Source organism: Mycobacterium sp., assembly GCF_039583805.1.
Classification (GTDB): Bacteria; Actinomycetota; Actinomycetes; order Mycobacteriales; family Mycobacteriaceae; genus Mycobacterium.
On sequence record NZ_JAVKSH010000098.1, the window covers coordinates 8,644 to 13,908 of the forward strand.

Annotated in this window: 6 protein-coding genes; all 6 read right to left on the minus strand. The window is 68.6% G+C overall.

Going from position 1 to position 5,265, the window contains the following annotated elements:
* Nucleotides 1-28: 28 nt before the first annotated feature.
* On the minus strand, nucleotides 29-670 hold the full coding sequence (locus tag ABDW21_RS13385; protein ID WP_343710553.1) for a sensor domain-containing protein: 642 nt from the start codon (nucleotides 668-670) through the stop codon (nucleotides 29-31).
* Nucleotides 671-673: 3 nt separating this feature from the next.
* Nucleotides 674-1,102 carry an organic hydroperoxide resistance protein gene (locus ABDW21_RS13390; protein ID WP_343601888.1) on the minus strand — a complete coding sequence of 143 codons (429 nt, stop codon included), beginning with the start codon at nucleotides 1,100-1,102 and terminating at the stop codon, nucleotides 674-676.
* 100 nt (nucleotides 1,103-1,202) lie between these two features.
* Complete coding sequence (locus ABDW21_RS13395; protein WP_343601887.1) at nucleotides 1,203-1,532, minus strand: hypothetical protein; 330 nt, start codon at nucleotides 1,530-1,532, stop codon at nucleotides 1,203-1,205.
* A gap of 79 nt (nucleotides 1,533-1,611) precedes the next feature.
* Nucleotides 1,612-2,664, minus strand: a complete 1,053-nt coding sequence (locus ABDW21_RS13400) for a DUF4185 domain-containing protein (protein ID WP_343601886.1) — start codon at nucleotides 2,662-2,664, stop codon at nucleotides 1,612-1,614.
* 112 nt (nucleotides 2,665-2,776) lie between these two features.
* Nucleotides 2,777-3,823 (minus strand): aspartate-semialdehyde dehydrogenase, encoded by a 1,047-nt coding sequence (locus tag ABDW21_RS13405; protein WP_343601885.1) that lies wholly within the window; start codon nucleotides 3,821-3,823, stop codon nucleotides 2,777-2,779.
* The gene (locus ABDW21_RS13410; protein WP_343601884.1) at nucleotides 3,824-5,101 is read right to left on the minus strand and encodes an aspartate kinase; all 1,278 of its coding nucleotides are present in this window, start codon (nucleotides 5,099-5,101) and stop codon (nucleotides 3,824-3,826) included.
* Nucleotides 5,102-5,265: the final 164 nt, after the last annotated feature.

Consider the following 5,265-nt stretch of genomic DNA (forward strand, 5'->3'; position numbering starts at 1 on the left):
TGGCCCAGTGCGTCACTGGCCCAGTGCGTTACTGGCCCAGTGCGTTCTCCATGGCGCCGGCCAGCACGTTCACCGCCGGGCCGCCGTTGCCGGACTGACAGACTTTGGCTTGCAGCAAGACGTTTTCCCGCAACCGGGTCTGGTTGAAACACCGGCGATCGGTGCCGGCTTCCTGTTTGGTCCACGCCTCGTCGGTGGCGCCGGCCGGTCCGCCGTTGAACGACCACACCTGGGTGGTCCCGTTGTCCAGGTGCATCGCTGTGGTCGTTCCGGAGCAGCCGACCGTGCGATCGACCACGCGACGGAAGGCCCGACCGGCGGCGTCGCTGGTCGCGAACACCCCGACCGCCTGTTTGACGAGATGGGTCTGGTCGGTGGGTGACGTCTGGGTGGTGGCCCCGTTGAACGACGCCAGGTCGGGATCGTCGTAGACCTCCGGCAACCCGATGTCGGCCCAGTTGTTGCAGGCCGGGTCGTCGACCCAGTAGGCCTGGAACGGTTCGGTGAACACCGACTCGTCGCGCATCGGCCCGCCCACGATGTTGCCGACCGATCCCTTGCCCAGCACCGCGTAGTTCACCACGCCCGGATCCGACGGACGGGCGGCTGCGACCGGGGCCGCTGCCGCGATCGCGGTGGCGACGCTCACCGCCGCGAGGGCGACGCGCACGGCTCAGACCTGGGCCGACACGTCGACGTCGACGTTGCCGCGGGTGGCGGTGGAGTACGGGCACACCTGGTGGGCCTGATGCACCAGGTCGTCGGCAGCCTTCTGGTCCAGGCCAGGCAGGCTGCTGACGACCTTTCCGGTCAACCCGAAACCACCGTCGGCGGTGCGGCCGATACCGATGCGCGCCGTCACACTGGTGGCGTCGGGCAATGTCACCTTCGTCCTGCCTGCCACCAGTCGCAGCGCTCCGAGGAAGCACGCGGCGTAACCGGCGGCGAACAACTGCTCGGGGTTGGTGCCCGCACCGCTGCCACCCATCTCTTTGGGCGGGCGGGTGTCGAGGTCGAGCCGGCCGTCCGACGACGTCACATGCCCGTCGCGGCCCCCTCCGGTGGCGGTGGACTCTGCGGTGTAGATGGCTTCAAGTGTCATGGGATCGATCATGCCAAGCCTGCCGCGGAATCCAAACCCTAGGGCACCGGGCCGGCGGGTGGAGGTTGCGCCCAACCTCGCCGCCGGCCCGGTACCGCGCTCAGGGCCGCGGTGGAGCGGGGGGCGGGGCTATCGACGCGGGGGGCTGGCCGGGTCCGGCACCACCCGGGACGGCGGGCCCGCCCGGGCCCTCGGGGCCACCGCGGTGGTGGCCCCTGTCGACCATGCCGTGGTGGTGGCAGTGGTGGTGGTAGCCGCTGTGGGTAGCCGCGCCAAGCCGGAAGCCGGTGAAGAACACGGCCAGGACGATGAACACGATTCCGGCGACGATGCCGACCCAGGCCACGGCCTGGTAGAGCCGGTTCGGCCGTTCGGGTGTGGATGGTGCGGAGCTGGTCCGCATGGTCGGTGTTCCCGGTGTTTCAGTCATGGCTGACATCATGCGCCGGCGAACACCGGTCAGCGCTATGCGCAGCCTATGTAGCCGCTATGAGTGATCCCGCCTGCTGTCATTCCGGTTTGAACGGGTTGACCGCGAACTGGATCACCCGGTAGGGCGCGCGGTCCCGGGGGTCGGCGGTGTGCCACTGGCTGACGAACACCCGCAGCTCGTCGAGCGTCGACCCCGGCGAAATGTAGCCGCCGTAGGGTTGGGCCAGCCGGTTGTCGTAGGGCGGCGGCAGGCTTTCGGCGGGCTCGGGCCATTCGGGCCAGTCACCGTGTTGCACGACCGTGGTCACCGGCGCGGTGCCCAACGACGTGGGGTCGTCGGCCACCCGGACTTCCATGTTTCCGGTGCTGGCGTTGAAGTAGGACAGCACAGCTTTGCCGTCGACCTGCTGGAAGCTCATCTCGCCGACCATGTCGCCCCACAACGGAGTCGGCGGCTTCTTCCAGCCGCCTCCGGGCCCGGACGCCCAGCCCTGCCAACGGGACCGGTCGGTGAAGTTCTCCGGCGCGACCCGGTAGAGAGCAACGGGCTGGCTGCGGTCGAAGTCATCGGCGACGATGTACACCCAGCCGCTGCGCGAGTCCGCGGTCGGGATCGGGTCGTAGTAGCCGCTGATCTGCGACTGCCGGCCACCCTGGTAGGACGCCTCCCGCACCGAGCCCGGCACAGTCTGCCAATTCCCCTGTGCCGATTTGGCTTTCACCAGACGAGAGTTCTGCGGCACCAGGTTCTTCGCTGTGGTGACCAGTAAATAGTTCTGCCGGTTGATCTGCACCACGCCGGCCGGCAACTGCGACGCGCCCGGCGACGTCGGGTCGGCCAGCAACGGCTGCCACACACCGGTGACCCCGGTGTAGCGCACCCCGCCGGGATCGTCGACCGACGAGGTGTCCACCCGCAGCGCGACCGGCGAGTAGTAGCCTCCTAACCCGACACCCTGACCGGCGAAGCTGTCGCCGCAGACCTGCAGCACTTCGGTGGGGAACTCCATGAACGCACACAGGTCGGTGGCTCCGATGCCGTAATCCATTGTGGAGGTTCCGGTTCCAGCGACCGGCCCGATCCGGATCACCTCACCTGGGGCCAGCGGCGGCAGGATCGGCTCGGGCATCGGCGCCGGAGGGTCGGCGCAGACCGGCCAAAACCATTGTGGGGCAACAAGGACAACGGTGATGAGTGAGCGCCGCACAACCGCGCAGATGTCCGCCCGATTCACCCGCGGATCACAATTCGGCGGCCAGCAACTCAGCAATCTGAATGGTGTTCAGCGCCGCTCCCTTACGCAGATTGTCACCCGCGACGAACAACGCCAGGCCACGCCCGTCCGGTACCCCGGGGTCGTGGCGGATCCGGCCCACCAGCGACTCGTCGACACCGGCGGCGGCCAACGGCGTCGGCACGTCGACCAGCTTCACGCCGGGTGCGCCGGCCAGCAGCTCACGGGCCCGTTGAGGCGAAAGTGGTTGCGCGAACTCGGCGTTGATCGACAGACAGTGCCCGGTCAACACCGGCACCCGCACGCACGTGCCGCTGACCAGCAGATCGGGGATGCCGAGGATCTTGCGGCTTTCCTGGCGCAGCTTCTGGTCCTCGTCGGTTTCGCCGGAGCCGTCGTCTACCAGCTTCCCGGCCAGCGGCACCACGTTGAACGCGATCGGCGCGACGTAGATCTTCGGCTCCGGGAACTCGCCTGCGGAGCCGTCGTACACCAGCTGCTCGGCGCCGTCGATCACCGCGCGGGTCTGCCCGGTCAGTTCCGTCACCCCGGCGACGCCGCTGCCGGAGACCGCCTGATAGGTGGAGGCGACGATACGCACCAGCTGCGCCTCGTCGTGCAACGCCTTCAGCACCGGCATGGCAGCCATCGTCGTGCAATTAGGGTTGGCGATAATGCCTTTCGGCCGTCGATGCGCGTCACGCTCGAAATTCACCTCGGAGACGACCAGCGGCACGTCCGGGTCCTTGCGCCACGCCGACGAGTTGTCGATCACCGTCACCCCGGCGGCGGCGAACCGCGGCGCGTGCACCCGCGACGTCGCCGCGCCGGCGGAGAACAGCGCGATGTCCAGCCCGGCGGGGTCGGCGGTCTCGGCGTCCTCGACTTCGATTTCCTGGCCGCGGAATCCGAGCTTGCGGCCCTGCGAGCGGGACGAGGCGAAGAACCGCACGCTGGTGGCCGGGAAGTCGCGCTCCTCGAGCAGGGCGCGCATCACCCGGCCCACCTGGCCGGTGGCGCCCACCACTCCGATCGAGCATCCGGCTGCGGCCATCTAACGGCCCGTCCCGCCGTAGACGGTCGCCTTCTCGCGGCCGCCGAGCCCGAACGCCTCGTGCAGGGCGATCACGGCCTTGTCCAACTCGGTGTCCTTGACCAGCACCGAGATCCGGATCTCGGAGGTGGAGATCAGGTCGATGTTCACCCCGACCGCGGCCAACGCCTCACAGAACGTGGCGGTGACCCCGGGATGGCTGCGCATACCCGCGCCGATCAGCGACACCTTGCCGATGTGGTCGTCGTAAAGCACGCCGGTGAAGCCGATCTCGTCCTTGAGCGAGTCCAGCTTCTCCACCGCGGCGCGGGCGCTGTCGCGCGGGCAGGTGAAGGTGATGTCGGTCTTGCCGTTCTCCACCTTGGAGATGTTCTGCAACACCATGTCGATGTTGACGTCGGCGTCGGCGACCGCGCGAAATACCCTGGCAGCGTAGCCGGGGATGTCCGGGATGCCGACGACGGTCACTTTGGCCTCGCTGCGGTCGTGCGCGACGCCGGTCAGGATGGGGTCTTCCATATCTTCTTCCCGAGCCTTGTCCTCGATCGATCCGGTGACGACGGTGCCGGGCTTGTCCGAGTACGACGACCGGACGTGCACCGGAATGTTGTAGCGGCGGGCGTATTCCACGCAGCGCAGCATCAGCACCTTGGCGCCGCACGCGGCCATCTCGAGCATCTCCTCGAAGGTGACCGTGTCCAGTCGCCGCGCGTTGGGCACGATCCGCGGGTCGGCGCTGAAGATGCCGTCCACGTCGGTGTAGATCTCGCAGACGTCGGCGCCCAGCGCGGCGGCGAGCGCGACCGCGGTGGTGTCCGAGCCGCCGCGTCCCAGCGTGGTGACATCCTTGGTGTCCTGGCTGACGCCCTGGAACCCGGCGACCAGTACGACCATCCCCTCGGTCAGCGCGGACTGCAGTCGGGCCGGGGTGACGTCGATGATCTTCGCCTTGCCGTGCGCGCCGGTGGTGATGACACCGGCCTGCGAACCGGTGAACGAGCGGGCCTTGGCGCCCAGCGATTCGATCGCCATGGCCACCAGCGCGTTGGAGATCCGCTCGCCGGCGGTCAGCAGCATGTCCAGCTCCCGTGCCGGCGGCGCCGGGCAGACCTGCTGCGCCAGATCCAGCAGGCCGTCGGTGGTGTCGCCCATCGCCGAGACCACCACCACGACGTCGTTGCCCTGCTTTTTGGTCTCGACGATGCGCTCGGCGACCCGGCGGATCCGTTCGGCGTCTGCCACCGATGATCCGCCGTACTTTTGCACGACGAGCGCCACTGCCATCCTGTCCGGTCGGGGTTTTGGTCCACCACAGGATACGTGGACGTGCCGGGCGCATCTGTGCCCCGGTGCGCTGGCCCTGCCTGCGGTTTTGGTGGCCGGTCCGGGCGCGGTAGAGTAGCGCACGTGCAGCGGGTGCTCCTTCTTTCACGCCGCGACGG